General features: G+C 72.8%; 22 protein-coding genes and 2 pseudogenes. 10 read left to right on the top strand and 14 right to left on the bottom strand.

Annotated features, from left to right (window positions below; genetic code table 11):
• Window positions 1-63: 63 nt before the first annotated feature.
• The 4 genes from ACGFZW_RS05585 (at window position 64) to ACGFZW_RS05570 (ending at window position 5,601) form a co-directional block, all read left to right on the top strand.
• A complete protein-coding gene (locus ACGFZW_RS05585) occupies window positions 64-2,277 on the top strand; it encodes a phage holin family protein (RefSeq protein WP_393891724.1) in 2,214 nt (737 codons plus the stop codon).
• A gap of 86 nt (window positions 2,278-2,363) precedes the next feature.
• Window positions 2,364-3,824 (top strand): amino acid permease, encoded by a 1,461-nt coding sequence (locus tag ACGFZW_RS05580; protein WP_393891723.1) that lies wholly within the window; start codon window positions 2,364-2,366, stop codon window positions 3,822-3,824.
• 658 nt (window positions 3,825-4,482) lie between these two features.
• Entirely contained in the window at window positions 4,483-4,875 is a 393-nt protein-coding gene (locus ACGFZW_RS05575) for a VOC family protein (RefSeq protein ID WP_393891722.1), read from the top strand.
• A gap of 315 nt (window positions 4,876-5,190) precedes the next feature.
• Window positions 5,191-5,601 (top strand): nuclear transport factor 2 family protein, encoded by a 411-nt coding sequence (locus tag ACGFZW_RS05570; RefSeq protein WP_393891721.1) that lies wholly within the window; start codon window positions 5,191-5,193, stop codon window positions 5,599-5,601.
• Window positions 5,602-5,644: 43 nt separating this feature from the next.
• Here the strand turns inward: ACGFZW_RS05570 and ACGFZW_RS05565 are convergent, their stop codons facing one another.
• Complete coding sequence (locus tag ACGFZW_RS05565; RefSeq protein ID WP_393891720.1) at window positions 5,645-6,457, bottom strand: helix-turn-helix domain-containing protein; 813 nt, start codon at window positions 6,455-6,457, stop codon at window positions 5,645-5,647.
• 197 nt (window positions 6,458-6,654) lie between these two features.
• Between ACGFZW_RS05565 and ACGFZW_RS05560 the strand changes: the two genes are divergently transcribed.
• On the top strand, window positions 6,655-6,966 hold the full coding sequence (locus ACGFZW_RS05560) for a 4a-hydroxytetrahydrobiopterin dehydratase (RefSeq protein ID WP_393891719.1): 312 nt from the start codon (window positions 6,655-6,657) through the stop codon (window positions 6,964-6,966).
• Between the two features lie 50 nt (window positions 6,967-7,016).
• Here the strand turns inward: ACGFZW_RS05560 and ACGFZW_RS05555 are convergent, their stop codons facing one another.
• Both ACGFZW_RS05555 and ACGFZW_RS05550 read right to left on the bottom strand, forming a co-directional pair.
• Complete coding sequence (locus tag ACGFZW_RS05555; RefSeq protein WP_393891718.1) at window positions 7,017-7,934, bottom strand: YihY/virulence factor BrkB family protein; 918 nt, start codon at window positions 7,932-7,934, stop codon at window positions 7,017-7,019.
• A gap of 430 nt (window positions 7,935-8,364) precedes the next feature.
• On the bottom strand, window positions 8,365-8,889 hold the full coding sequence (locus ACGFZW_RS05550; RefSeq protein ID WP_393891717.1) for a DUF6286 domain-containing protein: 525 nt from the start codon (window positions 8,887-8,889) through the stop codon (window positions 8,365-8,367).
• A 548-nt stretch (window positions 8,890-9,437) separates the two neighbouring features.
• Between ACGFZW_RS05550 and ACGFZW_RS05545 the strand changes: the two genes are divergently transcribed.
• Both ACGFZW_RS05545 and ACGFZW_RS05540 read left to right on the top strand, forming a co-directional pair.
• The gene (locus ACGFZW_RS05545) at window positions 9,438-10,772 is read left to right on the top strand and encodes an NAD(P)/FAD-dependent oxidoreductase (RefSeq protein WP_393891716.1); all 1,335 of its coding nucleotides are present in this window, start codon (window positions 9,438-9,440) and stop codon (window positions 10,770-10,772) included.
• A gap of 90 nt (window positions 10,773-10,862) precedes the next feature.
• Window positions 10,863-11,362: pseudogene (locus ACGFZW_RS05540) on the top strand (DUF1295 domain-containing protein); the annotation flags it as partial.
• Window positions 11,363-11,456: 94 nt separating this feature from the next.
• On the opposite strand, the gene ACGFZW_RS05535 reads toward ACGFZW_RS05540, so the two are convergent.
• The 3 genes from ACGFZW_RS05535 to ACGFZW_RS05525 all read right to left on the bottom strand — a co-directional run bounded on the left by ACGFZW_RS05535 (window position 11,457) and on the right by ACGFZW_RS05525 (window position 14,094).
• Window positions 11,457-12,215: an anti-sigma factor domain-containing protein gene (locus ACGFZW_RS05535; RefSeq protein WP_393891715.1), complete on the bottom strand. Its 759-nt coding sequence runs from the start codon at window positions 12,213-12,215 to the stop codon at window positions 11,457-11,459.
• On the bottom strand, window positions 12,212-12,796 hold the full coding sequence (locus ACGFZW_RS05530; RefSeq protein WP_393891714.1) for a sigma-70 family RNA polymerase sigma factor: 585 nt from the start codon (window positions 12,794-12,796) through the stop codon (window positions 12,212-12,214). The genes ACGFZW_RS05535 and ACGFZW_RS05530 overlap by 4 nt, the downstream gene beginning before the upstream one ends.
• A 227-nt stretch (window positions 12,797-13,023) precedes the next feature.
• Window positions 13,024-14,094, bottom strand: a complete 1,071-nt coding sequence (locus tag ACGFZW_RS05525) for a DUF1266 domain-containing protein (protein ID WP_393891713.1) — start codon at window positions 14,092-14,094, stop codon at window positions 13,024-13,026.
• A gap of 105 nt (window positions 14,095-14,199) precedes the next feature.
• Here ACGFZW_RS05525 and ACGFZW_RS05520 point away from each other — a divergent pair, with 105 nt between their 5' ends.
• Entirely contained in the window at window positions 14,200-15,171 is a 972-nt protein-coding gene (locus ACGFZW_RS05520) for a class I SAM-dependent methyltransferase (RefSeq protein ID WP_393891712.1), read from the top strand.
• Between the two features lie 76 nt (window positions 15,172-15,247).
• On the opposite strand, the gene ACGFZW_RS05515 is transcribed toward ACGFZW_RS05520, so the two are convergent.
• The 3 genes from ACGFZW_RS05515 to ACGFZW_RS05505 all read right to left on the bottom strand — a co-directional run bounded on the left by ACGFZW_RS05515 (window position 15,248) and on the right by ACGFZW_RS05505 (window position 19,230).
• The gene (locus ACGFZW_RS05515; protein ID WP_393891711.1) at window positions 15,248-16,081 is read right to left on the bottom strand and encodes an aldo/keto reductase; all 834 of its coding nucleotides are present in this window, start codon (window positions 16,079-16,081) and stop codon (window positions 15,248-15,250) included.
• Window positions 16,082-16,264: 183 nt separating this feature from the next.
• On the bottom strand, window positions 16,265-18,091 hold the full coding sequence (locus ACGFZW_RS05510) for an AMP-dependent synthetase/ligase (protein ID WP_393891710.1): 1,827 nt from the start codon (window positions 18,089-18,091) through the stop codon (window positions 16,265-16,267).
• A gap of 275 nt (window positions 18,092-18,366) precedes the next feature.
• Window positions 18,367-19,230, bottom strand: a complete 864-nt coding sequence (locus ACGFZW_RS05505; protein WP_393891709.1) for a LysR family transcriptional regulator — start codon at window positions 19,228-19,230, stop codon at window positions 18,367-18,369.
• Window positions 19,231-19,446: 216 nt separating this feature from the next.
• Between ACGFZW_RS05505 and ACGFZW_RS05500 the strand changes: the two genes are divergently transcribed.
• Window positions 19,447-20,529, top strand: a complete 1,083-nt coding sequence (locus ACGFZW_RS05500) for a bile acid:sodium symporter family protein (protein WP_393891708.1) — start codon at window positions 19,447-19,449, stop codon at window positions 20,527-20,529.
• Window positions 20,530-20,641: 112 nt separating this feature from the next.
• Here the strand turns inward: ACGFZW_RS05500 and ACGFZW_RS05495 are convergent, their stop codons facing one another.
• Both ACGFZW_RS05495 and ACGFZW_RS05490 read right to left on the bottom strand, forming a co-directional pair.
• The gene (locus ACGFZW_RS05495; RefSeq protein WP_393891707.1) at window positions 20,642-22,612 is read right to left on the bottom strand and encodes an exo-alpha-sialidase; all 1,971 of its coding nucleotides are present in this window, start codon (window positions 22,610-22,612) and stop codon (window positions 20,642-20,644) included.
• Window positions 22,613-22,864: 252 nt separating this feature from the next.
• Entirely contained in the window at window positions 22,865-23,806 is a 942-nt protein-coding gene (locus tag ACGFZW_RS05490) for a zinc-binding alcohol dehydrogenase family protein (protein ID WP_393891706.1), read from the bottom strand.
• A gap of 146 nt (window positions 23,807-23,952) precedes the next feature.
• Here ACGFZW_RS05490 and ACGFZW_RS05485 point away from each other — a divergent pair, with 146 nt between their 5' ends.
• Complete coding sequence (locus ACGFZW_RS05485) at window positions 23,953-24,396, top strand: MarR family winged helix-turn-helix transcriptional regulator (RefSeq protein WP_393891705.1); 444 nt, start codon at window positions 23,953-23,955, stop codon at window positions 24,394-24,396.
• 120 nt (window positions 24,397-24,516) lie between these two features.
• On the opposite strand, the gene fdhD is transcribed toward ACGFZW_RS05485, so the two are convergent.
• The 3 genes and pseudogenes from fdhD to ACGFZW_RS05470 form a co-directional block, all read right to left on the bottom strand.
• Window positions 24,517-25,392 carry a formate dehydrogenase accessory sulfurtransferase FdhD gene (gene fdhD, locus ACGFZW_RS05480; protein WP_393891704.1) on the bottom strand — a complete coding sequence of 292 codons (876 nt, stop codon included), beginning with the start codon at window positions 25,390-25,392 and terminating at the stop codon, window positions 24,517-24,519.
• Window positions 25,393-25,423: 31 nt separating this feature from the next.
• Window positions 25,424-25,603: pseudogene (locus tag ACGFZW_RS05475) on the bottom strand (Fe-S-binding domain-containing protein); the annotation flags it as partial.
• Between the two features lie 88 nt (window positions 25,604-25,691).
• Window positions 25,692-26,969 carry an FAD-dependent monooxygenase gene (locus tag ACGFZW_RS05470; protein ID WP_393891703.1) on the bottom strand — a complete coding sequence of 426 codons (1,278 nt, stop codon included), beginning with the start codon at window positions 26,967-26,969 and terminating at the stop codon, window positions 25,692-25,694.
• Window positions 26,970-26,971: the final 2 nt, after the last annotated feature.

The following is a 26,971-nucleotide window of genomic DNA, read 5'->3' as shown; positions in this document are numbered from 1 at the left end:
CTGTGACACGCTGGCCGCACGCCCGCGCAGCCGGCGTGGGCCGAGCGTGTGAGGTGGCAGGACGTGCGGACGGCGAGGTGGCGGAGCCTGAGCGGCGCGTTGCTGCGCGTGCTCGCCGTCTGGGTGGTTTCCAGCCTCACCCTGCTCGCCCTCGCCGCGCTGCTGCCCGACTTCCGGCTGCAGTCCCCGGGCGGTGACAGCGTCACCCGCACCTTCGTTACCGCCGCTCTCGGTGCCGGAGCGTTCGGCCTGCTCAGCGCGCTGGTCTGGCCGCTGCTCGTGCGTGCCCTGCTGCTGGTGCCGGCCCTCGTGCTCGGGCTGCTGGTCTTCTTCCTCAACGGCTCCCTCCTGCTGCTCGCTCTCGGCCTGATCCCCGAGGGGCGCGGACAGGCCGCGCCGGAGACCGCCGTGATCGTCGCGGCAGTGATGTCCGCGACCTCCTCCGCGACGTCCGCCTTCCTCGCGCTGCGCAACGACGAGGCCTACCGCCGACGGCTGGTGCGGCTCGCCGGGCGCCGCCTGCGCCGAGCCGGCCCGGCCCGGCGCCCGAGGACCCCCGGCACGGTCTTCCTCCAGCTCGACGGCCTGGGCCACGACCTGCTCCGCGAGGCCATCAGCGGCGACCGGCCGCTGATGGAGACCGTCGCCCGCTGGGCCGGCAGCAGCCACCGGCTCACCCCCTGGCGCACCGACTGGTCCAGCCAGACCGGCGCCAGCCAGCTCGCCCTCCTGCACGGCAGCAACGACGACCTGCCCGCCTTCCGCTGGTACGAGAAGGAGACCGGCGAACTCCTCGTCTGCAACCGGCCCACCGGCGCCGCCGAACTCCAGCGGCGCGCCATCGAGCGCACCGGGTACGGCGGCCTGCTCGCCTTCGACGGCGCCAGCCGCGGCAACCTCTTCAGCGGCGGCGCCGACCAGGTCGCCCTGGTGATGTCGGTGGCGGCCCGCCGGGGCAGGCACAACCGCTCCCGGGCCGGCTACTTCGCGTACTTCTCCGACCCGGCCAACGCCACCCGCACCGCTGTCTCCTTCGTCGCCGAGGTGGTCCGCGAGATCGTCCAGTCGCTGCGCGCCCGCTTCCGCCATGAGCTGCCCAGGGTCAAGCGCGGCGGCCTCTACCCCGTCATCCGGGCCTTCGCGACCGTCGTCGAACGCGATGTGGTGGTGGCCGCCGTCGTCGGCGACCTGCTCGCCGGCCGCAGCGCGGTCTACGCCGACCTCGTCGCCTACGACGAGGTCGCGCACCACTCCGGGCCGGGCCACCGCGACACCCACCAGGTGCTGCGCAGCCTCGACCGGTCGATCGCGCTGATCGGCGCCGCCGCCCGGTACGCGCCGCGCCCGTACCGCATCGTGCTGCTCTCCGACCACGGCCAGAGCCACGGCGCGACCTTCCTGGAGTGCTACGGGCTGAGCCTGGGCGACCTCGTACGCGCAGGGTGCGGGCTGCCGGTGTCACGGCGTGTGGGGCGCACCCCGAGCGGCGCCGAGGCGAGGGAGGCGGCGCGCGCCGCCCTGCACCGGCCGGAGGAGACCGAGGGGCACAGCTCCACCCGCCCGATCGTGCTGGCCTCCGGGAATCTGGGTCTTGTGTCCTTCCCCGACGTGCCCGGCCGGATCACCCGGGAGGAGCTGGACCGCCGCCACCCCGCGCTGCTCCCCACCCTCGCCAACCACCCCGGGATCGGCTTCGTCCTCGTGCGTTCCGCGAAGCACGGAGCGGTGGTGCTCGGCCCCGCGGGCACCGAGCACCACCTCGACACCGGGCACGTCGTGGGCGCCGATCCGCTGGCGCCGTTCGGGGAGGGCGCGGCCGACGCGGTGCGCCGCACCGACCGTTTCCGCCACACCGCCGACCTCATGGTCAACTCCGCCCACGATCCGGTGACCGGGGCGGTGCACGCCTTCGAGGAGCAGATCGGCTCGCACGGCGGACTGGGCGGCGCCCAGAGCCACCCGTTCCTGCTGTGGCCGCTGGAGCTGACCGCACCGACCGCCGACGAGGAGCCGCTCGTCGGCGCGGAGCACGTCCACCGGGTGCTGCGGCGCTGGCTGGTGGAGGCCGACGGGCCGCAGCTGCCGGTCACGACGGGGCCGGGCACGCCACAGCCCGGCACGGCATCCCCGGCGGACGATCCCAGGTCACGGGTCGCGTCAGGTGGGAGGGGTCAACAGCCCCCGGCCACCGATGGTGCGGACGAACTGCGGCGCGCGGTGACTCCACCCGAAGGTTTTTCACCCGAGAGCCACACTCCACAGGACAAAACCCGCTGATTTTGGCCGACGGCCGCCGTTCGCCGACGATAATCAACCGCCCGGCAATCCCGGGTGCACCGCGTACGACGAGAGGCCACCACGCCATGCACGACCGGCACACCCGCCGCTTCGGTCTCGGAACCGCCACCGCCCTGGTGATGGGCAACATCATCGGCGGCGGCATCTTCCTGCTGCCCGCCTCGGTGGCCCCCTTCGGCACCGTCAGCCTGGTCGCCTTCGGCGTGCTGACGATCGGCGCCCTCGCTCTCGCCCTGGTCTTCGGACGGCTGGCCGAGCGCCACCCGGACACCGGTGGGCCCTACGTCTACGCGCGCGAGGCGTTCGGCGACTTCGCCGGCTTCCTCTCCGCCTGGTCCTACTGGACCATGACCTGGGTCAGCAACGCGGCGCTCGCGGTCGCCGCGGTCGGCTACGTCCACGTCCTCGTCCCCGGACACGAGTCCGGCGGTATCGACCTCGCGGTGGCGCTGTGCGCACTGTGGCTGCCGGCGCTGTCGAACTTCGCGGGCACCCGCTACGTCGGCGCCGTCCAGATGGTCTCCACCGTCCTGAAGTTCGTCCCGCTGCTCTTCATCGCCGTCGTCGGCCTGTTCTTCTTCGACCCGGACAACCTCGGCTCGTTCCACGAGGGCGGCGGCAGCGCCGTCGGCGGAATGTCCGCGGCGGCCGCGATACTGCTCTACAGCTACGTCGGGGTGGAGTCCGCCGCGATGAGCGCCGGCGAGGTCCGCGACCCGGAGCGGAACGTCGGCCGCGCCACCGTCCTGGGCACCATCGGCGCCGCCGTCGTCTACCTGCTCGGCACCCTCGCCGTGTTCGGCACCGTCTCCCACGACAAGCTGGTGGAGTCCAAGGCGCCGTTCTCGGACGCCGTGAACGCGATGTTCGGCGGACAGTGGGGCGGCACCCTCGTCGCCGGCGCGGCGGTCGTCTCGATCATCGGCGCGCTCAACGGCTGGACGCTGATGAGTGCCCAGTCTCCGTACGCCGCCGCCAAGGACGGCCTGTTCCCGGCGGCCTTCCTGACCAAGCGGCGCGGCGTGCCGACCTTCGGCGTCCTGACGGCCGCCCTGCTCGCCACCGCCCTCACGGTGATCAACTACCTGGCCGGCACCGGTGGCGTCTTCGAGATCCTGGTGCTGATCACCACCTTCTCGGCCACCGTCCCGTATCTGCTCGCCGCCGGCGCCCAGATCTACTTCCTGCTCACCGGCCGCCGCGACCGGGTCCGCCCGGCCCGCTTCGCCCGCGACCTGACCCTGGCGCTGGCCGCGTTCGGCTTCACCTTCTGGCTCGTCGCGGGCGCCGGCTACGCCGCCATCTACCAGGGCGTGCTGTTCCTCTTCGCCGGGATCCTGGTCTACGCGTGGATGGCGGCCCGACGCACGGGCCGGCAGCCGACGCCGACCGAGGCGCCGAAGACTGCCGACAAGGCCGTGGACGCGGTCTCCGACGAGTCCGGCCGGCCGGAGCAGCCCGCGGCGCCCGCCGCCGTGGCGGCCGCGCCGGCCGAGGGTCCGTCGGCGGCAACGGACGCCCGGTAGGCACTGCCCCCTCGGGGCGAACGGAAGACGGGACGAGGCCCATCCACGCCCCGGCCGTCCCCGCTGCCCCCGCACGTCCCCGGCATCACCTCTTGCGTGAGACGGCACCACGCGGGGGCACAGGCAGACGGCGAGGAAACGGGTTGGGGGAGCTGGGACTGCTCCGCCAACCGTCCGTGACTGTCGAGACAGCCCGCCTGGATGCGTCTCCGGTGGCTCCCCCCTTTGGCTACCGACCACTCCTCGGCGGCTCCCAGGCAGACGCCGAGGGATCCCTCAAGGTCTGTGTTCATCGGCCCACCTGCAGCACGATGCTTCTCTGGGGCACCGTCAGGCACCGCATCAGTTCGTTGTGTCAGTTCTGGAGCCCGGTGGCTTCTTGCCGTGTCGACCGGCCCTGACGCTCTCTCGCATAAGGGGAGCGGGGGCGCGCGACCCGCCCTCGCGTCTGGCCCGCGGGCAATACCGCCCGACACCCGGTTGGACCTCGCCGCCTCGTCCCAGGACAGCGACGTCGCTACGTTCGCCGTGCACCCTGGTCATGTGCGCGCAGGGCTGCGGTGCACTGACCAGGGAGTGGTGCGCCGCAGTCCACCACACAGAGGACGCCGTGCCCGGCGATGCGCGCCAGCGGTCAAGATCGAAAACACTTGCCGACGTGTCCGCCGAAGGGAATACCATGGCCCAATTCGAGATCTTCGCGAACGACTTCGCGCCCATGCGCACCTTCTACGAGTCCGTCTTCGGGTGGACCTTCGTCCGGAACGGGAGTCGCTGGGCGATCAGCACCGGCGACCAGGGCCCAGGAATCGACGGCAGCATGGTGGAACTCACGGAAAAGATCACCATCGGCACCCCCGGGTGCACTCTCCGCATGGTGGTCAGCGATGCTCAGGAGACGTATGGGGCCGTCTTTGTACACGGTGGCAAGATGCAGTCTTCCCCGCTGCCGGTGCCCGACGTCGGCCTTTTGGCTTTCGGCGAGGACCCGGACGGCAATGTCTTCGAAGTGGTCCAGTTGGTGCCGGATGAGCCGCCTTACCAGGCCTGACGTCACCAGATCCCCCTTGGTGTCGCCTGACTTGTCAAGCGTCGTGCGCCACGGTGGAGCCCACCCCTGACAACGACGCCCAGAAGACGAACGGCCCTGCAGGCGAGGGGCCGCTTCCATAGGGGGCTGCGATGCACGTTCGTCTCCGACCTGCACCGCAGCCGCGCCCGCTGCCCCCACCGCCATTACCTCTCGCGTAATCGACCGCCGCTCCCCGCCCCGGCAGGGTGAGGGCATCGGTTCACGGGCCGGCGCACTCCGGCTCGTGGATCGGTTTCCGTCAGCCGTCCCATCCGGACATCCAAGGAGCGTGTCATGACGCAGCACGAGCAGCAGGCCGGTCGTCCGTCCGCCGAACCGTCCCGTTACGCGGACGCCGTCGCGCGGTACTTCGAGGCGTGGAACGCGACCGAAGAGGACGCCCTGGGCAAGGCGGTCGTCGGGGCCTTCACCGAGGAGGGGCGTTACACCGATCCGCTGGCGGACGTGGCCGGCCACGAGGGGATCGCGGCGGTGATCGCGGGCGCGCACGAGCAGTTCCCGGGGTTCGTCTTCCGGCCGCTGGGCGACGTCGAGGGCCATCACGACATCGCGCGCTTCGGATGGGAACTCGTCGCGGTCGCGGACGGCAGTGCGCCGGTCGCGGGCTTCGATGTGGTGCGGCTGGCCGAGGACGGCCGGATCCGCTCCGTTCTCGGGTTCCTCGACCGGGTACCGGCAGCCTGAGCCCCACGGGCCGGTGGGCAGCGGTGGAGCCGCCCGGCGCTCCCTACAGCGACCAGGTACGGAGCGCGGCGGCTGTCTGCGGATCGGCCGGGAGGAAGGTTTCCACGGCGAGTTCGGAGACCGTGACATCCATGGGGGTGTTGAAGGTCGCGAGGGTGGAGATGAAGGACAGCACCGCGCCCCGGTGCTCGATCCTCAGGGGGAGCGCGAACGGCGGGTGCTCCCCGAGGGCCGCCGCCTCCCGGCCGCCGTCGGGCAGTGGATAGCCGCGCACCTCGTCGTGGAGCGCCCGCAGCGGTGCGGAGCGCAGCAGGGCGAGCTGCCGTTCCATCTGTGCGAAGAGGTGGGCGCGCCATTCCAGGAAATTGCGGATACGCGGTGCCAGCCCTCGCGGGTGGAGGGTGATCCGCATGGCGTTCAGGGGCGGACGCAGCAAGGACGCGTCGACGCCCTCCAGGAGCACGGCGATCCCCCGATTCGCGGCCTGCACGTCGTACGTGCCGTCCATCACCAGCGCGGGGAACGGCTCGTATGCGGTCAGCATCCGTTCCATGCCCGTGCGCAGGGCTTCCATCGACGGGTCGTCCATGGGGGTCTCGGGGAAGCGTGGCGCGTAACCGGCCGCGACCAGCAAGGCGTTGCGCTCACGGACCGGGACGTCGAGGTGTTCGGCGAGCCGGAGCACCAGTTCCGCGCTGGGGCGGGAGCGGCCCGTCTCGATGAAGCTGATGTGCCGCGCCGAGGAGTCGGCGCGCAGTGCCAGCTCCAGCTGGCTGATGCGGCGGCGATCGCGCCAGGCGCGCAACAGGGCTCCCACGCCCGTGGTCTTCGTCGAGAGCGCCGCGGCAGTCGTCATGGGAGGGACCGTACTGGACGGAGTCCCGCAGGGGCGCGCGTGATGCGCCTCCGCCCCGAGGCACCGGCGCCGGCACCGGGGGCGCCTGTGCCGGAGTCGTCCCTCGTGTCTCGCCGCGATGGGCCTGCCGGCGTGCCAGGCTGAAGCCGCCGCAGGAGCTGCGGCAGGCACCGGCACACAGCGGAGAGGCGAGCGCCATGACAGCTCAAGGGCAACCGCTCGGCGAAGAGGAGATCCAGGAGCGTCTGGCGCAGCTGCCGGGCTGGTCCGTCGAGGACGACCTGCTGCGCCGCAGCTACTCCTTCGACGAGAACTTCGCGGCGGCCGCGGCGCTGCTGCATGTCGCGGCGATCCAGGAGGAACTGGGCCATCACGCCGTCCTCACGCTCAGCTACCAGCAGCTGCGCGTGGCGGTGAACACGCACAGCGCGGGCGGCCGGGTCACCGACCTCGACTTCGACCTCGCGCGCCGCGTCGAGAAGATCGCCCCCGGCCACGGAGCGCGCTGACCGCCGGGCGGGCGCCAGGGTCGGGCCAGCCGCCTCGCGTCGGGCTGCCGTCAGCGGTTCTCGGGAAACTCCATGGGCCGCCTCGCGCGGGCCAGTTCGGCGTTGAACTGGGCGCCGGACAGCAGCGACAGGTGGGAGAACCAGAGCCAGATCAGGAAGACCACCGGGCCCGCGAGCGAACCGTAGAGCCGGTTGAAGGTGCCCACGTAGGAGGCGTAGATCGCGAAGGCCGCCGAGGACACCAGCCACATCAGTACGGACACCAGTCCGCCGGGCGCCGCCCGTCGCACACCGCGGGAACGGGGCGGCCCGGACCGGAAGAGCACCATCACCAGCACGATGGCGAGCAGCAGCAACAGGGGCCACTTCAGAATGTTCCAGGTGGCCTCGCCCGCCGTGCCCAGTCCGAGCGCCCGGCCGAGTGCGCTCGCGATCGGCCCGCTCACCAGCAGCGCCACCGCGCTGATGATCAGCAGCGCCATGAGCAGCAGCGCCGTCGCGAGGATGCGCGGCGCCTTGCGCCACGGCGGGCGGTCGTCCTTCGTACGGTGCATGGCGTGCAGGGCCCGCCGGAACACCGCGAGATAGCTGCACGACGACCACAGGGCGCTGATCATGGCGCCGCCCACCACCACCCACGCGGCAGCGCGCTGATGGGCCATGGTCACCAGCGCACGGCGCACGGTCGGACCGGAGTCGGCCGGGGCGAGGGAGGTCAGGTGGTTGATGAGTTGCTCGGTGGCCGGGGGATCGGCCAGCCCGATCAGGGACACCGTGACGATCAGCGCGGGCAGCAGCGCCAGGACCGAGTAATAGGTCAGGCTCGCCGCCCAGTCCGTCACATCGTCGTTCCAGACGGACACCGGCGTCCGGCGCAGCGCGGTGCGGCACTGGGCCCAGGTGGGCAGGGTCGAAGGCGGCGTGTCGGGCTGCTCGGGTCCGGCGGGCCGGGGGGCGTCAGCGGACACGAAGGTCTCCTGGAGCCGGGGTGCGCAGCAGTGGCTCTTCGACCTGCCGGTTCGGCCCGGAGCCGCGCCGCGCTGCCGCCGACGCCGGCTCACGGCGCGTCGGCAAGCCGCGGGCGGGCACGCGCCCCGCCCTCGCTGCCGATCCCGTCGGAGCCCGCCGTGTCCGGCCCGGCCCGCGGCGCACACCGCTCCCACCCATGTCCACTTCGTCCTCTCCTGCGAGCCGGTTCACCGCGACCGGCCCATTTCCCCGCGCTCAAGGGTGGCGTGCCCTGCGCTCCGTGCCGTCGGCGTACGGCGGTGGTGCCGCCGGTGCGCCTTCACTCTCGGCCGTCAGGCCGGTACCGCCATCATCCCTCGCGCCGGTGCCCCGCCCACGCTCGCCCCTCCCGTGCCCCTCGGCTCCCGGGCCCCTCCGCCGGGACGCGTCTCACGGAGTGGGGCACACCAGCGGCGCGATGCGTACGACCAACCGCGGCGGGCGGGTGAGGCCGAGCCGGTCCCGATGGGCTGCGAGCGCGGCGACCAGCGTCTCGCGGGCCTCGGCGGGGTCGCCGAAGGCCAGTACCGCCCGCACGACGGCCCGCCGCCGGTGGACACGCACGCGGACGCCGGCCACCCCGGGGACCCGTAGGGCCGTGTCGCGCAGCACGCTGCCGACGCCGCGCCGGTCCAGCGACGCGCGTACCCCGGGGATCAGCGGACGCCTCGTCAGCTCCCGGTGGGTGCCGGGTATGAGGGCCGTGACCACCATGGCCGCTCCGGCCAGCGCGAGGAGCACGACGCCGCCGATCGCCCAACCGTCCGTGGCCCCCAGGGCGAGGTGCCCGGTCCACGTGCTGATCCGGGTGGGCAGCTCACGCGACAGCAGAACGGCCGCAGCGGGTCCGAGCAGCACGGCACAGCCCAGCAGCCCGAGGCCCACCGGCCACGCCGCGGAGCGGTGGCGCTCCACCCCTCGTATGCCTGCGTCCGCCGCCTGCCCCCTGCTCCTACGCCACATCGCAGCCCGCCTCCGTAGTCGTCTTCCTCGCCAACCGCCGCTTCACGTGCCCCACCGTCCCACGGTCCCGCCGCATCACCGACCGATCTCCCGGATCGGCACGGTTCGCCCGGCCGCATGATGCCGGATGGTATGACGTGACCGCCTCTGGAGCCGCATGGCGGGGGAGCGAAGAGACGGGCCGATGCCGCGGGCCCGCGTCGCCGCAGGGTGGCCGGAGTATCTGCCCCAGCACCGCCCCGGTAAACGGCATCGGACACCTGGCCGCACACCGTCTTCCGGGGCACCCGCACCGGCGGCCGGCGGCGGACCGCCCCTATGCGGCCCGCGGATGTGCGTGACCGCGTCCGACATGACCGGCTCGCCCGTTTCCCGTCGGTGAGGGCGTCGATCGGAGGACGATCTTCCGGAGCACGCCAATCCGTTCGCCCCTCGGCTCCGAATAGCCGGTGAAGGGGCGGCGTACCGGGCGCCGCTCACCGGCGTGAGGAGGGCCAGGGATGCGGCAGCGCAGCGTCGCGGTGATCGGCGGTGGAGTGGCGGGACTGACCGCCGCGTATGTCCTGAGCACCGCACGCGACGTCACGCTCTACGAAGCGGACGGCCGGCTCGGCGGACACGCCCACACCCACGATGTCCGCACCCCCGACGGCCGGGTGGTGCCCGTCGACAGCGGCTTCATCGTGCACAACCGCCGCACCTACCCCCATCTGCTGCGCCTCTTCGACGAGTTGGACGTGCCGACGCAGGAGTCGGAGATGAGCATGTCCGTGCGATGCGAGGGCTGCGGGCTGGAGTACGCGGGCGCCCGCGGCCCCGCCGGGCTGTTCGCCCGGCCGGGCAACGCGCTGCGCCCGCGCTATCTGCGGATGCTGGCCGAGATCGCCGCCTTCCGCCGTGCGGCACGCGCTCTGCTGGCCACCGCGGCGACGGACGCCCGGGACGGTACGCGGATGCGTACCGCGGCGCCCGGACCTCCGGCGGGCGGCACCGACATGGCCACGGAGCCGCACGAGGCTCCCGACCCCACCCTCGGCGAATTCCTGCGGCGCGGCCGGTTCTCCGCGTACTTCACCGCCCACTTCATGACCCCGCTGGTCTCCGCGGTCTGGTCCTGCGGCCCGGCCACCGCCCTGCGCTGCCCCGCCCGGTACTTGTTCCGCTTCCTCGACCACCACGGCATGCTGGCCGTCGGCGGCCCCCCCACCTGGCGCACCGTCACCGGCGGCTCGCGCACCTACGTCGACCGGGTCGCCAAGCAGCTGCACGCCGTCCGGACGGGTACGCCCGTGCGGGCCGTGCGCCGGGTGGCCGCGGCCGGTGGCGCCCCGGCCGGCGTCGTGGTCGTCGCGGAGGACGGCGGCGTCGACCGCCACGAGGCCGCCGTGATCGCCGTGCATCCCGACCAGGCCCTCCGGCTGCTGCCCGACGCCACCGACACCGAGCGCGAGGTGCTCGGCGCCTTCACCTACTCCCGCAACCCCACGCTCCTGCACACCGACACCGCGCCCCTGCCGCGCCGTGGGGGCGCCGCCGCCTCCTGGAACCACCTGATGCCGTCGTGCTCCGCGGACGCCGGCCAGGTGCTGGTCAGCTACCACATGAACCGGTTGCAGCGGCTGGAAGCTGCCGAGGACTACGTCGTCACCCGCAACCCCGCCGAGCGGGTGGACCCGGCGAAGGTCTGGCCCGCATGGTCTACGAACACCCCGTGTTCACCCCGGAGTCGGTGGCGGCCCAGGCGCGCCTGCCGGCCCTCGACGACACCGTCATCGCCTTCGCCGGCGCGTATCACGGCTGGGGTTTCCACGAGGACGGCGCGCGCTCCGGGGTGATGGCCGCGGCCAGGCTCGGGGTGCGGTGGTGAGCCCCGGGAGGCTCGGGACTCCCGTGCGCCGCCGGAGCCGAGGGGGACTTCGGGGCGTGTGCAGCTGGTCTCCTACCTGCTGTCCGGCGCGGCGGAGGGATCGGACGTGGGACGGCGCGCGCTGACCGTTGCTCTGACTCTCCGCTGGGGACTGCGGCTTGCCGGGCACATCGCCCGGCGCGGCCGCGGCGAGGATCCCCGCTACGTCCGGAAGCTGGGCAGCCGTCGGCGACCATCAGCTCGCGCGCTTCAAGGCCGCGGCGAACAAGGACCGGATCATGGACCTGGGTCTGTAGGCCTGGACCCGGCACCCCAACTACGTCGGTGACTTCTGCGTCTGGTGGGGCTCTATCTGCTCGCCTGCGAACAGTGGAAGGCCGCGGCGGTCGCCGCCGTCGTACCGCTGGTGATGACCGCCCTGCTGACCGTCGGCAGCGGAAGGCGCCTGCTGGGGGCCCATAGGGTAGGGCCGACCGGCCCGGCTTCGCCGCGTACCGGGACCGCACCAGTGGGTTCTTCCCGGCGCCGCCGCGGCGTGGTGGCGCGGGAGGACGCTGACCGCCCGTTGCCGGATGCCGTACGCGCGCCGGGCCGTTGCCGCGGCCCGGTCCAGGATCGGGCGTCCCTTGCTCCCCCAAGGGACGCCCCCGCCCTACACCCTGGAGAATTCCATCAGGGCGATCGGCTTCGTCGTGGGTTGCGGCGAACCGCCGGCCGGCTCGACGGTGACGCCCATCCCCGATGCCCCGTCCACGGCCCCGTCCATCAGCACCGCCGCGTCCGCGCGCCCGGGGTCGAGCAGACCGGCGGGCCGCATCGTGCCCCCGTCGTTGAACCACAGTTGGTAGACCCTGCCCTCCGCAGGGCGCGGCAGGCCGGACACCAGGAAGGCGGCACGGTTCCGGCCGGGGGAGACCACCACCGTGCCGGTGCCGGCATCGCCGACCTTCCCGTTCGTCACCACCGCGTCCGGGGCGGTCAGCACCCGGGCCACCGACTCGGCACGCTGCTCGATGCGTTGGGCCTGCGCACGGGCGTTCTCCGCCTGGTCGTGCTGCCACACGGCGACACCACCGAACGCGGCGGCCGCGGCGAGGCACGCCGCGAGGGCCCACCGCGGCAGGCGGCGCGCACGGGGCGCCGGGCCCGCGGCCCTACGGCCCCCACGCGCCACCCTCGGCGGCTCCTGGCGGACCGCGGAGATCCGGTGCAGCACCCGTTCCTTCATCTCGGGTGGCGGCACCACTGCCATCGCGCGCCCCAACCGCTCCGCGGTCGCGGCGAGTTCCCGCACCTCGTGGGCGCAGGCTTCGCAGACCAGCAGATGCCGCTCGAACTCGCGGGCCTCTTCCTCGGGCAGCGCGTTGACGGCGTACGCGCCCGTCAGCGTGTGCAGGTCGGCGCCGGTCATACGCTCACTCCCAGGCAGTCACGGAGCCGGATCAAGCCGTCCCTCAGCCGCGTCTTGACCGTGCCGAGCGGCACGGTCAGCAGCCCCGCCACCTCGCGGTAGGTCAGGCCCTTGTAGTACGCGAGCGTGACGGACTGGCGCTGGAGTTCGGTGAGCGTACGCAGACAGCGGCGCACCTGCTCGCGCTCCAGCCGGTTCTCCACCTGCTCGGTCACCTCGTCGAACGCCGGGGTGTGGTCCAGCAGCGCCGCCCGGTGCTCCCGGTCGGCCGCCGCCTGCGCCGAACGCACCCGGTCGATCGCCCTGCGGTGGGCCAGTGTCAGGACCCAGTTGGTCGCCGAGCCCCGCTCGGGGCGGAAGCGCGCCGCGGTGCGCCACACCTCCACCAGGACCTCCTGCGCCACCTCCTCCGACTGCGCCGGATCCCGCAGGACCGACCGCACCAGCCCGAGCACCGGCCCGGCCAGGGCGTCGTACACGGGCCCGAAAGCCCCCTGGTCGCCACGGGCCACCTGCCCCAGCAGCTCCTCCAGGTCGGGCCCGCGCCGAGCCGGCCCACCGATCCATACGGGTTCTCTCACCGAGCCGTCCTCCTGAATGCCGTCTGCGCCGTCCGTCCCTCCGCGCGCGGGTGACGCCGCCGAGGTCCTTGCCATGATTCGGAGCGGGCAGGTGGATGGATGGGCCGGTTGGCGGTTTTCTCTCCAAAGGCGCAAAGATTTGGGCAGCACGGCCCGACCCGGGGGCAGGAGAAGCCCGCGGCCGCTGCGAGGAGACGGTCCGGACGAGGCCGCGGGAGATACGGGCGTCAGGCGAAGGGCAGGCCGCGCCACGGGGAGCCGGGGTCCTGCGTGAGGACTCGGTGGATGTGCACGGTCTCGGCGTACTGCGGCCCGAACCAGCCGTTGTCGAACGCCAGCATCCGACCCAGCGCGTAGCCCGCGGCGAACTCCTCCCACGAGGAGTACACCTCCCTGGCCTGCGCGCCGGCCCGCTGTACGGCCTGCTCGGCACGCTGCGGGTCGCACAGCCGCGCGCCCAGGCCCCAGCGGACGAGATTCACCGCGTGCGCGTGGTCGAGCGCGACGAGCGAGACCACCTGGCCGTCGGGGGGCAGCAGCCCGTCGGCGCGGAACCGCTCCTCGTACCGGCCCACCAGCTCGGGGATCCCGGGCGAAGCGGCGTCCTCGGACGCGGCCCCCGCCTCGTCGCCCCGGCTGCCGGCACGGGCACGCAGCGCGGCCTCGGTGTCCGCGGGGACGAACCCGCCGCCGAGCAGCTGCTCAAGCCGCTGCTGCCAACCCGTCGGATCGGTCACCGACCACTGTGTGCGCAGGGTTTCCGCGTCCGTGGCGTGGTCGAGGAAAGCCGTACCGAGCTCGTTCCACGGCACGCTGTGGTGCACCGCGAGGGGCGCGCCGCAGGCCAGCCCCTGTGCGGTCGGACCGTGCAGGGGAGCGCCGAAGTGGGTGGCGAGCAGCCCGCCGGGCCGCACGCCCACCTGCCCGCGGATGCGCATCCAGCCGGCGCGGTGGGCTGCCGAGGCGCCCAGATACGCGGCGCACGGCGTACCGGGGTTGACCGCGAGCTGCCACTTGTCGTTGGGCCAGTCCTGCGCGAGGTCCTCGACCGACACCCGGTCGAAAAACTGCTGTGGCTGCCAGGGCGGCAGCATGCCGCGCGTCAGGACGGGAATGCACTTGCTGCCCGTCGTGGGGTCGTCGTAGACGGGCAGCGGGTCCTGACCCTGCTGCGGCACCGCCAGATACAGATCCTCACCTGCGATCGCCGCGACCTGTCCGTCCCGGTCACCACGCGCCGTCGCTTCGCACAGTCGCCGCTCCGTATCGGTCGGCGGCATCCATCCCGGAGTACCCACAGCCAGACCCTACGGTGAGCCGGCAGTCCGGCGGGAATCGGGGGGACGTTGCCGAACCGGCAAGGAAACTTGCCCCAGAACGACCCGTATCGGAGGCTCGGCCCCATGAGCAATCACCCCCACCCCGGACACGGGCAGGCCGCCCCATCCCACGCGCGCACCCACCGCCCGGCGGGCGGCAACGCCCCCGCGGCACATACGCACGCCTCCGAAGACGCGCTGGTGGACTGGGAGACCCTCGGTCCCTTCCTGGAACGCGGCGCCGAGCTGCACACACCGCTCCACGAGCAGGCGGCGGCCTGGCTGCGCGAGCTGTTGACCGTCGCCGACGGCACCGGCCCCGACGCCGTGCGGCGGGTCCTCGACGTGGGCAGCGGGCCGGGCGTCGTGACCTGTCTCCTGGCGCGGGCCTTCCCCGACGCCGAGGTGGTCGCGGTGGACGCCACCGAGGGGCTCCTGGAGCGTGCCCGTGCCCGCGCCGAACGCCTCGGGCTGGCCGGCCGGGTGCGCACGCATCTCGCCGAGGTCCCCGACGGGCTCGACGCGCTCGGCGGGGCGGACCTCATCTGGTCCAGCAAGGCCCTGCACCACGTCGGTGACCAGCGGGCCGCGGTCGCCGCCCTCGCCGGACATCTGCGGCCCGGCGGTCTGCTGGCCGTCTCCGAGGGCGGTCTGTCCCCGCGTTTCCTGCCGCGCGACATCGGCATCGGCCGACCGGGGTTGCAGGCACGCCTCGACGCCGTCGCTGAGGAGTGGTTCACGCAGATGCGGGCGGAGCTGCCCGACGCCGCCGTCGAGGTGGAGGACTGGCCGGCCTTCCTCGCGGACGCGGGCCTGCGTGCGCCTCTGACCCGCAGCTTCCTGCTGGACCTGCCGGCTCCGCTCTCCGGCGCCGCGCGGGAGTTCATTTCGGCCAATCTCACCCGTAGCAGTGAGGCGTTCGCCGAGCGCCTGGACGCGGACGACCTCGGCGTCCTCGCCCGGCTCATCGACCCGGAGGACCCCGCGGGCGTCACCCGCCGCCCCGACATCTTCCTCCTGGCAGTCCAGACCGTGCACACGGCCCGGGCACAGTAACGGCGCGGCTCCCGCCGGGGCCGGACACCGAACAGCGCCGCCCGGCACGGCCGGGCGGCGCTGGGGGTGGTGCGGGTCAGGCCACGTCGAAGGTGGCCGGGTCCGGGCCCAGCCGGTTGCCGGCGTCGAGGCCGGCGACGGCCGCGAGGTCGGCGTCGTCCAGCGTGAAGTCGAAGACGTCGAGGTTCTCCTTGATCCGGGACGGGGTCACGGACTTGGGGATGACGACGTTGCCCAGCTGGAGGTGCCAGCGCAGGACGACCTGGGCGGGCGTCTTGCCGTGCTTCGCTGCGAGCTCGGCGATCGTCGGGTCCGCCAGCAGACCCTTGCCCTGGCCCAGCGGCGACCAGGCCTCGGTGGCGATGCCGTGCCGGGCGTGGAAGGCACGCGACTCGGCCTGCTGGAACTGCGGGTGCAACTCGATCTGGTTCACGGTCGGGACGACGGAAGTCTCCCCCAGCAGCCGCTCCAGGTGGGCGGGCTGGAAGTTGGAGACGCCGATGGACTTGGCGCGACCGTCCGCGAGGATCTTCTCGAACGCCTTGTACGTGTCGACGTACGCGTCCTTGGAGGGCAGCGGCCAGTGGATCAGATACAGATCCACGTACTCCAGGCCCAGCTTGCCGAGGGAGGTGTCGAAGGCGCGGAGGGTGGAGTCGTAACCCTGTTCCGCGTTCCAGAGCTTCGTCGTGACGAACAGTTCGTCACGCGCGATGCCGGAAGCGGCGAGGGCCTTCCCCGTGCCCTCTTCGTTGCCGTAGATCGCCGCGGTGTCGATGCTGCGGTAGCCGGCCTCCAGGGCATGACCGACGGAGGTGAACGCCTCGTCGTCGGGGATCTGCCAGACGCCGAAACCGAGCTGCGGCATCGCGATGCCGTTGTTGAGCGTGATGGAGGGGACCTTGCTCACGGGGGATTCGATCCTTACGTCGACTTTCGTGTTCCCCCGTGTCAACGATCATCGGCCGTGGCGCATTCCCGTGCATCTCCACGGGATACGGAAAATCCGGCGTCCGCATCTGTGTGCGAATGACCTCGGCCGGGGTTCGCGGCGGACGGCGGGGGCGGGCCCCGCCGTCCGCCGGGCCCGCCCTCAGGACCGGTACAGCGCGTCCACCTCGGCCGAGTACGCCGTCTCGATCGCCTTGCGCTTGAGCTTCAGGGACGGCGTCAGCAGCCCGTGTTCCTCGCTGAACTGGTGAGCCAGTATCCGGAACGTGCGGATCGACTCCGCCTGGGAGACCAGCGTGTTGGCGGCGACCACGGCGCGCCGGATCTCGGTCTCCAGGTCCGGGTCGCGCACCAGGTCGGTCGGCGGCAGTTCCGGCTTGCCGCGCATGGCCAGCCAGTGGGCGACCGCCTCGGGGTCCAGGGTCACCAGCGCGGCGACGAACGGCCGGTCGTTGCCCACGACGATGCACTGCGCCACCAGTGGATGCGCCCGTACCCGCTCCTCCAGGCCCACCGGCGAGACGGACTTGCCGCCGGAGGTGACCAGGATCTCCTTCTTCCGGCCGGTGATCGTCAGATAGCCGTCCTCGTCGAGGGCGCCCAGGTCACCGGTGGCGAACCAGCCGTCGTGCAACACCGCGTCGGTCGCCTTGGGGTCGTTGTGGTAGCCCTGGAAGACCTGGCCGCCGTACAGCCAGACCTCACTGTCCTCCGCGATGTGCACCGTGGTGCCGGGGACAGGGGTGCCGACGGTGCCGAAGCGGGTCCGCTCGGGCGGGTTGGCGGTGGCGGCCGCGGTGCTCTCCGTCAGGCCGTAGCCCTCGAAGATCCGCACTCCGGCGCCGGCGAAGAACAGCCCCAGACGGCGCTCCATCGCCGAGCCGCCGGACATCGCATGCCGCACCCGGCCGCCCATCGCCGTACGGACCTTGCTGTAGACGAGCTTGTCGAAGAGCTGATGCTGCATCCGCAGCGCGGCGCCCGGGCCCGGGCCGATGCCGAATGCCTTGTTCTCCTGCGCCTCGGCGTACCGCACCGCGATCTCGACGGCCTTGTCGAACGGTACCTCCTTGCCCTCCGCCTCCGCCTTCCGCCGGGACGCCGCGAACACCTTCTCGAAGATGTACGGCACCGCGAGGATGAAGGTGGGCTGGAAGGACTGCAGGTCCGGCAGGAGGGCGCGGGCGGCCAGCTCCGGCTGGTGGGCCAGTTTCACCTGCCCGCGGATGGCGGAGACCTGGACCATCCGCCCGAAGACATGCGCCAGCGGCAGGAAGAGCAGGGTCGCCGCCTCGTCGCCCGGCTTCGAGGTGAAGACCGTCTCGTAGCGCATGACCATGTTGTCGGCCTCGGCCATGAAGTTGGCGTGCGTGATGACGCAGCCCTTGGGACGGCCGGTGGTGCCCGAGGTGTAGATGATCGTCGCGACCGCGTCCGGGGTGACGGCCAGCCGGTGCCGGTGCACGACGTCGTCGTCGATGTGCGCCCCCGCGGCGGTCAGCTCCGCCACCGGGTCGGCGTCCAGCTGCCACAGCTTGCGCAGATGGGGGAGCCGGTCGATGACCGAGCCGATGGTCATCGCGTGGTCCTCGTGCTCGACCAGGCAGGCCGTGACGTCGGCGTCGTGCAGCATCCAGCAGACCTGCTCGGCCGACGACGTCGGATACAGCGGTACGGACTGGGCGCCCACGGACCACAGCGCGAAGTCGAACAGGGTCCACTCGTAGCGGGTGCGCGACATGATGCCCACCCGGTCGCCGAACCGGACGCCCTGCGCGAGCAGGCCCTTGGCAAGGGCGAGAACCTCGTCCCGGAAGTGTGCTGCGCTGACGTTCTGCCAGTTGCCGTCGTCGTCCTTACGGGCGAGCGCGACCCGCTCGGGCTCGGAGTCGGCGTGATCGAAGACGGCGTCCGCCAGCCCGCCGACCCGGGGCGCGGTCGCCAAAGGCGGGACGGTGAACTCGCGCAATGACCCAGCTCCTCGTGGTGCTCCTCACAGGGCCGCGACCGTACCCCACGGTGGCGGTCAGCGGGAGTCCCGTACCACGTCGCGAACGGACAGGAGCGGGAAGTGGCCAACGGCGAAATCGGGCTACTTCGGAGAAGCGTGGACATGATCCGGCTCGGTGGTCGTCGAACGATCACGGCATCGGGACGTTATCTGCACCAAATCTCTGCACGTGCCCGCCACGAACGGGTGACCTGCGACGGGGGCGCCCGGGGCGCATGTGCGCCGGGCCGCGCCTAGGGGAGGTGCAGCCGGTCGCCGCCGGCCAGGATCGCGTCGGCCAGCGCCTCCGCCGGGCCCCGCGCCGCCGCGTCGCGCTGCCCGTGGAGCAGGACGAAGTCCACCCCGCCCAGGTCCGGCAGCCCCGCGCGCGGCGGGATCCGCACCAGACCGGGCGGGATCATGCCGAGGGTGTGGGCCATGACGCCCAGACCCGCGCGGGTCGCGGCGATCAGCCCGTTCAGGCTCCCGCTGGTGCAGGCGATCCGCCACTCCCGGCCCTGGCGCTCCAGGGCCTCCAGCGCGCGGGCGCGGGTCAGCGCGGGCGGCGGGTAGACGACCAGCGGGACCGGCCGCTGCGGGTCGAGCCGCAGCCGTTCGGTACCGACCCAGACCAGCCGGTCGTGCCACACCAGCCGGCCGCGCGACTCCTGCGGGCGGCGTTTGGCGAGAACCAGATCAAGCCGGCCGGCCGCCAGCAGCTCGTGCAGCGTCCCCGACAGCTCGACCGTCAGCTCGAGATCGACTTCGGGATGCTCGCGCCGGAACCCCTCGAGGACCTCCGGCATCCGGGTCAGGACGAAGTCCTCCGAGGCACCGAACCGCAGCCTGCCGCGCAGCCGGGTGCCCGCGAAGAAGCCGGCCGCCCGCTCGTTCGCCTCCAGGATGGTGCGCGCGAAGCCGAGCATCGCCTCGCCGTCCTCGGTCAGCTCCACGGCGTGCGTATCCCGGACGAACAGCCGCCGCCCGGCCGCCTCCTCCAGCTTCCGTACGTGCTGGCTCACCGTCGACTGGCGCAGCCCCAGGCGGTGCGCGGCCTGCGTGAAGCTCAGGGTCTGCGCCACGGTGAGGAAGGTGCGCAGTTGGGAGGGCTCGAACACGGGGGCTCACCTCTTGGCCTGCGGGCACGGCGACTCGGGTACGCGAGTGCGTTCCCGACGGTCGTCAGAGCCGGGATCAACGATGGCCATCATCACGATACGGAATAACAGTCACCACGGTAAGAGGGGTTCCCGATTGCCGGTGCACGCGGCACGCTGGGCAGGTCACCGTCCACGCCGACGCCCATGAGCCGCCGAACGACCTGAAGAGAGACCATGCGCCGCCCTTCGCTCCGTCCACCCTCCTGGCTGCCCGTGGACGGCTACATCCTGGCTCTGGTGGGCACCATCGCGCTGGCCGCCGCACTGCCCGCCCGAGGGCCGGTCGCGACGGCGGCGGAAGGAACCTCGACGGGCGCCGTCGCCCTGCTGTTCTTCCTCTACGGCGCCCGGCTCTCCACCCACGAGGCGTTGGCGGGGCTGCGCCACTGGAGGCTCCACCTGACCGTCCTGGCCTGCACGTTCGTGATCTTCCCGTTGCTCGGCCTGGCGGCCCGCGGGCTCGTCCCGTACGTCCTGCCGCCCGCCCTCTACACCGGGCTGCTGTTCCTCTGCCTGGTGCCGTCCACCGTCCAGTCGTCGATCGCGTTCACCTCCCTGGCGCGCGGCAACGTGGCGGCGGCGATCTGCGCGGGCTCGTTCTCCAGCATCGTCGGCATCGTGGCCACTCCGCTGCTGGCGGCGCTCGTCCTGCGCAGTGGAGGCGCCGGGTTCTCGGCAGGCGCGCTGCTCTCCATCGGCTGCCAGCTCCTGCTGCCGTTCGTCGCCGGTCAGCTGCTGCGGCGCTGGATCGGCGGCTTCCTCACCCGGCACAAGAAGGTCCTCGGCTACGTCGACCGCTCCTCGATCCTGCTCGTCGTCTACACCGCGTTCAGCACCGGGATGGTCCAAGGCATCTGGCACCAGGTATCGCCGCTGCGCCTGCTGTGCCTGCTGGGCGTGGAGGCCGTGCTGCTCGCGGTGATGCTGACCGGCACCTCGTTCGGCTCGAAGAAGCTCGGATTCGCCCGCGAGGACCGGATCGCCATCACCTTCGCCGGTTCCAAGAAGAGCCTGGCGGCCGGCCTGCCCATGGCCAGCGTGCTCTTCGGCGCGCAGGCCGGACTGGCGGTGCTGCCGCTGATGCTGTTCCACCAGATGCAGCTGATGGTCTGCGCGGTCCTGGCGAAGCGGTACGCGCGATCCGGCGCGGAGGCCGTGGGCGAGGCCGAGGCGGCACAGGGCACCGACGCCCGCGCGACTGCCGGTGAGCAGACGGAGACGAAGGCCGGGGTCGTCATGGGCGGCGCCCGGCGATAGCGGCCGGTTGAGGACAGCGCGCAGCACTCGACGGCGTGCCGGAACGGGTGCGCCGACGGCCTGTGCCGACCTGCCCTTCGGCGCGCTGTCCTCGTCCGATGACCTGCTCGGTTCAGCTCTGCTCTCCTCCGCGCACCCTGTCCAGCGCCAGCCGGAAAACCGGGAGAGCGGAGCGGGGGACCTTGCCGGTGCGCAGGCCGGACAGCTCGGCGTCGGTCAGGGCGCGTCGGTAGACGCCCACCTCGTCCAGGGCGCCGGTGAACTGGGCGCGGCTGTCGGCCCTCTGACCCAGGTGTACGCCGAAGACCGAGCCGCGGCTGACCGTCCCCGGGACATCGGGCGCGGCGACGGGCGGCAGGGCGTCCACGGTCAGGAGGAGCCGGCCGCCGGTACGGCGCAGCGCCAGATGGTGCCAGCGGCCGTCGTTGTACGCCCCGTCGGTCGCGACCTGGGCCGTGGCGGCCGGCTTGGCGCCGTCAACGGCGGTGACCCGCGCGGTGATCCGCCCGCCCGCGGGATCGGCGCCGAGGGTGACCTGCGGTGACCTGCTGCCCACGCCGCCCATCCACAGCAGCGGCTGTTCGCCGGTCGCGGCGTCGTAACGGAACCACAGGGCGCAGGTGAAGTCGTGGGTGCCGAGGGGGAGCGAGGCGCGGTAGGGGAGGCGGACCGCGTCGTCCCTGCCGTCGAAGGACAGTGCGCGGCCGAGTACGCCGTCGGTGCTGCGGGCACCGCCCAGCACGAGGGCCGGCCGGGCGCCGGGTGCGCCGTCCCGCGTCGTCGGGTCCGGGGCGCGGCGCGGGCCGAGCCAGTCCTCGGTGAAGCGGGCGAAGCGGATCTCGTCGCGCGCGTCGACCGCGCCGCCCTCGTAGAGCAGGCCGGTGACCTCGGGGGAGACGGCGACCAGGTCGGAGTAGCCGGCCCAGTCGGTGGACACCCGGGCACCCCGGTCGACGCCCTCCCAGGTGCGGCCCTCGTCGTAGGAGGAGCGGATGGTCATCGTCCGGCGCCGGTCGGGGTCGGCGGGTGACGCGAGCAGGGTGCGGCTGCGTCCGCCGGCGGCCGCGGAGGCGGGCAGGCGCAGTGCCGAGCCCTGCACCATCGGGGTGTAGAGGTCGGGGATCGCGCGGAACGGGGCGGTGAAGGAAGCGCCGCCGTCGCGGCTGACGGCGTGGTCGCGGTGCCCCAGGTCCCTACCGTCCTGCTCGCGGCCGTTGACGTAGATCGAGCCGTCGGAGCGTTCCAGGAGCGTCATCTCGGACGGCTTCTGGCGGAAGGAGCCGTCCGCGGCGATCGGCCAGGTGTCCAGGGCACCGACCCGCCAGGAGCGGCCGCCGTCGTCGCTGTGGACCAGGGCCGCGTGGTTGGCGGTGACGCGTCCGTCCGCGTAGCTCTCGGCGTTGATGCCGAAGACCAGGCGGCCGGCGTGCCGGCCCCGGGCGAGCTGGATGCCGTGCACGGGCCCCGTCGCGTACCAGGAGTTCCACTGCGGGGGGCGGATGGTGGGGGTCAGGTCCCGGGGCGCGGACCAGGTCGCGCCGTCGTCGTCGCTGTACTGCAGGTGCGGGGTCCGGTCACAGGGGACGTCGCAGCTGCGGCCGTCGTCGCGGCCCTTGTTGTAGGTCTCGGCGAGGACGATGCGTCCGGTGCGGCGGTCCACGATGGGGGCGGGGTTGCCGTGGGTGTCGCCGTCGCCGTGGTTGATGATCTGGAGCGGCCCCCAGGTGCGGCCGCCGTCGGTGGAGCGCTTGAGGACGAGGTCGATATCGCCCGAGTCTCCGCAGTCGTGCGCCCGGCCCTCGGCGAACGCGAGGAGGGTGCCGCGTACGGACTTCACGATCGCCGGTATACGGAAGCAGGCGTACCCCTGCTCCTGCGCGGACTTGAAGAGGACCTGCTGATCGAACCCGCCCGCCGGGGAGGGTGCGGTGGACGCGGCGCTTCCTTCCGACGCCACGTCAGGCGCAGCCTGCGCGGGGGTTGCCGGGAGAAGGGTGAGGGCTGCGGCGGCAAGGGCGACCGCGGCGCGGTTTCGCCGGGGTCTGCTGCGGGGGCTGGGGTGTGCGCGGAGAACTGACGTCATGTCCGGCCTGCCCTTCGAGGCATCGGCGTCGGGTCATCAGGACATCCCACGTCCTAGGTGCGGTGCGACGGAACGTACTGCTGCGCGGGGGGCGCGACAAGGAGCGTGCGCCGGTTCTCAGCGCCGGGGCCGGAATTCACTCGCCCGGCTCGCAGCGGATGTGCCGGATGCGCCGCGTGAGCCTGTCGTGCCCGGCGCGGCGCACGCTGCGCAGGGGCCGGGTGCGCCGCCCGGCCCGTCGGTGACATGGCGTCACGGCACGAGCACCACCTTGCCTTGGTTGGCCCGTGCCTCGATGATCTCGTGCGCCTTCGCGGCGTCGGCCAGCGGCAGTTCGGCGTGAACGGCGGCCCGCACCCGCCCCGAACCGGCCAGCTCCCACAGCCGGGCCCGGTGCCGCCGGTACAGCTGCTGGTGGACGGAGACGAACCGCCGCATCGTCAGACCGGTGATGGTCTTGGAGCCGGCCAGCAGCTCGAACGCCGGGACCGTGCCGCCACCGGAGTTGAAGAAGATCAACCGTCCGCCGGGGGCGAGCGCGCCGAGCGCGCGCGGCAGCAGATCGCCGCCGACGCCGTCCAGGACGACGTCGACCGGCTCGCCCCAGGACTCCTGGTCGTAGGTGACGACCTCGTCGGCCCCCAGCCCGTACAGGAATTCGGCCTTGGCCGCCGAGCTGACGGCTGCCACCACCCGTGGCACGCCCTGGAGCTTGGCCAGTTGGACGGCGAGATGCCCGGTGGCGCCCGCCGCTCCGGTGATCAGTACGGACTCGGTGCCGGTGGGTGCGGCGGTGCTCAGCGCGGCGAGCGCGACGTGCCCCGGGCGCACCAGCGCCACCGCCTGCACCGCGCTCATGGCGTCGGGAATGTGTCCGGCCATGAAGGTGGGGGCGAGGGCGAGTTCGCCGTAGGCGCCGCTGAAGGTGAGCGAGGTGACGCGGTCGCCGACGGCGAAGCCGGTGACCTCCGGTCCGAGCGCGATGACCTCACCGGCGATCTCGTCGCCGGGCACGCAGGGCAGCGGGACGCCGCCGCCCTTGCCGTCGCCGCGCACCCGCCGCACGACCGGCAGCGTCACACCGATCGCCTCGGTGCGCACCAGGAGCTCGCCGGGGCCCGGCTCGGGCGCCTCGACCTCCTCGACACGCAGCGCTTCGGGGCCTCCGTAGGTATGGAATCGGACCTGGCGCACGGGCGGACACCTCCGGGTTCGTCGACCGGCCGGATCACCGGCGACATTCATTGGGTGCCCCAACGATAGACCCAAAGTCGTTGGGGGTTCCCATGGTTTTCGGATTTCTGTTGGGGAGCCCAATGAATTGTCGCTACCGTGGTCCCATGACCGACCTCCCCTACGCACCCAGCAGCATCCGGGCGCTCCCCAGCTGGCTGCTGGGCCGCGCAGCCGCCCGTGGCCACCGCCTCGTCGCCGAGGCGCTCGCCTCCGAGGGCCTGCGGATGATGCACCACGCCGTGCTCTCGGCGGTCGCCGAACTCGGCCCGGTCTCCCAGGCGGAGCTCGGCCGCACCCTGGGCATCGACCCCAAGGACATGGTCGCCATCGTCAACGACCTCCAGAAGGAGGGGCTGGTCACCCGCACCCCCGACCCGGACGACCGGCGCAAGAACGCCATCGGGATCTCGGACGGGGGCCGGCGCAGGCTGCGCCGTACCAGGCGTCTCGGCGACGAGGCCAACGCCGAACTCACCGCGGCCCTGAGTCCGCAGGAGCGCGAGCAACTGATCGCGCTGCTGACACGCATCGTCACCCCGGAGCGGTGAGCGGCCCGTCGGTGTCCGGCCGTTGAGTGCGAGGGACGGGAAGGGACCGGCCGTGGCCGGGCCGGCGCAGGGGGTGCGCCCCGCCGGCAGCCCCGCCGGCCCGGTGACGGGCGAGCGTGCTCAGCCCGTGCCGGCCTCTGCCGGCAGAGCCAGCCGGTGCTCGCCCGCGTACACGTTCATGGAGGTGCCGCGCAGAAACCCGACCAGTGTCAGACGGGTCTCCGCGGCCAGGTCCACGGCCAGCGAGGAGGGCGCGGAGACGGCCGCGAGCACCGGGATGCCCGCCATCACGGCCTTCTGGGCCAGCTCGAAGGAGGCCCGGCCGGAGACCATCAGCACACACGACGACAGCGGCAGCAGTCCCTGTTGCAGCGCCCGCCCGACGATCTTGTCGACCGCGTTGTGGCGTCCCACGTCCTCGCGGATGTCCAGCAGTTCACCGTCCGTGGTGAACAGGGCCGCGGCGTGCAGCCCCCCGGTCCAGTCGAAGACCCGCTGGGCGGCCCGGAGCCGGTCGGGGAGCGCGGCCAGTGTCGCCGGTTCGATGCGGACCGGGGTGTCGGGGGAGGGGTCCAGGGTGAAGCGCGCGGTGGTGCGGACCGCGTCCAGGCTGGCCTTGCCGCACAGTCCGCAGGACGACGTCGTGTAGACGTTGCGCTCCAGGGAGATGTCCGGGACGGGGACGCCCTCCGCGAGCCGGACGTCGACGATGTTGTACGTGTTGGCGCCCCGGCCTCCGGCCTCACCGGCCCCCTCGGTGGCACCGGCGCAGTAGACGATGTTCGCCAGGTCGTCGGCGCTCGCCAGGACGCCCTCGCTGACGAGGAAGCCCGCCGCGAGCGCGAAGTCGTCCCCCGGGGTGCGCATCGTGATCGCCAGCGGCTTGCCGCCGAGGCGGATCTCCAGGGGCTCCTCGACGACGAGGGTGTCCGGGCGGGTGCTGACCGCCCCGTCGCGGATACGGATGACGCGGCGTCGCTCGGTGACCCGTCCCATGTCTGATCAGTCCCGTCCTTACCGGTCGCGCTCAGCCCCGGTTCTGTATGTGTTGGCAGCCGAAGCGGCCCTTGACGCAGAGAGTGCCGTGGGTCACCGGGCTGTCGTGCGGTGAGATGACCTCGACGTTCTCATTCTCCTGCACGTCCGGTGTGAGGTTGCGGCCCCCGCCGCATTACGCGCACACGGTGGTCGTCCCGGCCTGCCCGCTCGGTGTCGGTCCCAATCACCAGGTCCGGGCCGGCCTGCCACGAGCATCCGGGGCCAGGACCATCTTGCGGGCGCCGACCGCTGCCGGGTCAGTCGCGCAGCTCGCCGCCGCCGAAGACGCCCGAGCCGTCCGCCGCGGCCCAGGCCGTCTCCAGCTCTGCCCGGGTCGATGTCCGCCAGTCGGGGGTGTCCTGGACGAAGGAGCGGCCGAGGCGGCGGCCCAGCTCGACCATCTCCCGGCCGGCCGCGCCGCGCTCCACGCCGTACGACGTCAGCGCGTCGGGCCGCTTCGGCAGGGCCCGCAGCGCGGATTCCAGCGCGACCGCGTCCTGGAGGGCCTTCACCGCGCCGGCGCCGGTGTGCGGACGGGCGACGGTCGCCGCATCGCCGAGCAGGACGAGGCGCCCCTGGCTGTAGCACGGCGCGGTGACGTCGTAGATCGGCTGGACGAATCGCTCCTGTGCCGGTGTCAGCCGGATCAGCCCGCCCCAGTAGGGCGGCAGGAGCTCGTCCGCGACCTGCCGGAAGCGGGCGTGCAGGGGCTCTGTGAGGGTGCCGGGCGGCAGGCTGCCCGGGCTGTCCAGCCGAAGTGCGAGGCCCGCGGGCGGCGCGGTGTAGAGGACCCAGTTGGCGCGGTGGCCGCCTTGGCCGTCCGGGATGCGGTAGATGATGACATGGCCGCCGGGGAAGGCGCCGTAGACGCAGTCCTCCTGCGCCCAGGGGTCGTGCGGCAGGCCCGGGAGGTCGAGCGTGGCCAGCCGGGCGGTCGATACGGTGCCGCGCCAGGCGAGGTAGCCGGCGTAGCCGGGCCGGACATCGGGGAAGGCGGCGTCGCGGACCACCGAGCGGTAACCGTCGGCGCCGATCACCAGGTCGAAGCGGGCAATGCCCTTGGTGCCGCCGAACGCGCCGTCGCCCGCGCCGCCGTCGTGATGCAGTGTGGCGCCGTCCGCGGACCCGGTGACGCCGCGAACCGTGATGCCCGTGCGGTATCCGACCGTTGACGGCAGCCGGTCGCGGAGCGCGTGCCAGAGCGGGCCCCAGGAGTACGCGCGGAACGGGAAGGGCTGGACGGCGATCTGCCGGCCGAGCGGTGCGGCCCCGTCGCGGACGTACCAGCGGCGGGTGGTCAGTTGCACCCAGGGCATGGCCGCGTCCAGATATCCGGCGGCCGACAGCTCGGCGTACCGGTCGTTGTGCACGGCGAGACCCACGCCGCGCTCCGCGAGGCGGCCCCCGGTGCGCTCAAGGACGGTGATCCGGCCCGCCCCTGCCCGGTGCGCGGCCAGCGCCGCGGCGCAGCCGGCGATACTGCCGCCCACCACGGCGACATCGGCTCCCGTGAGCGCCGAGCTGTGTGTGCCCATCC

The organism is Streptomyces sp. NPDC048248, from assembly GCF_043201875.1.
Lineage (GTDB): Bacteria > Actinomycetota > Actinomycetes > Streptomycetales > Streptomycetaceae > Streptomyces.
Note: the sequence above shows the minus strand (reverse complement) of the source record. Positions and strands in the feature narration are given on the sequence as shown.